Source organism: Corallococcus sp. AB049A (genome assembly GCF_003668885.1).
Classification (GTDB): domain Bacteria; phylum Myxococcota; class Myxococcia; order Myxococcales; family Myxococcaceae; genus Corallococcus; species Corallococcus interemptor.
This window is the reverse complement of record NZ_RAWL01001279.1, coordinates 1-415: the sequence shown is the minus strand read 5'-3', so window position 1 is coordinate 415 and position 415 is coordinate 1. Positions and strand designations below refer to the sequence as shown.

The following is a 415-nucleotide window of genomic DNA, read 5'->3' as shown; positions in this document are numbered from 1 at the left end:
CCACCGGGCGCTCGACGTTGAGCACATCTTCGTCGATTGGAACGGCGACGTGCAGGTCTCCGACTTTGGGCTCGCCCTTTCGGACCTGCCCGGCCGCGTTTCATCCACGGTGCGTCAGCCGCAGGGGGATGCGTTCTACTCCTCCCCGGAAATGCTCCTGACGGGCCGCGTGGACGCGCGCTCGGACCTCTTCGCGCTTGGCAATGTCCTGCTTGAACTTGTGACGGGGAAGAACCTCCTGGATGCCCCGGATGCCTTGACCGAAGAGGTGAAGGGCTCGCTATCGGTCAGGCAGCGCGTGCGGGTCCGACGTGCCGTCAGGCGGGCTCGGCTCGCAGGCAGCCCTGTTGGCGTGGAGGACGCGATCTGGCGCGCGGCGACCTACTCGCAAGCGGACCTGGAGGCGTTGACGGAG

At 67.0% G+C, this 415-nt stretch carries 1 protein-coding gene; it reads left to right on the top strand.

The window, feature by feature from the left end; genetic code table 11:
• A partial coding sequence (locus D7X55_RS41825) for a protein kinase domain-containing protein (RefSeq protein ID WP_147470532.1) occupies positions 1 to 415 on the top strand: 415 nt, incomplete at both ends.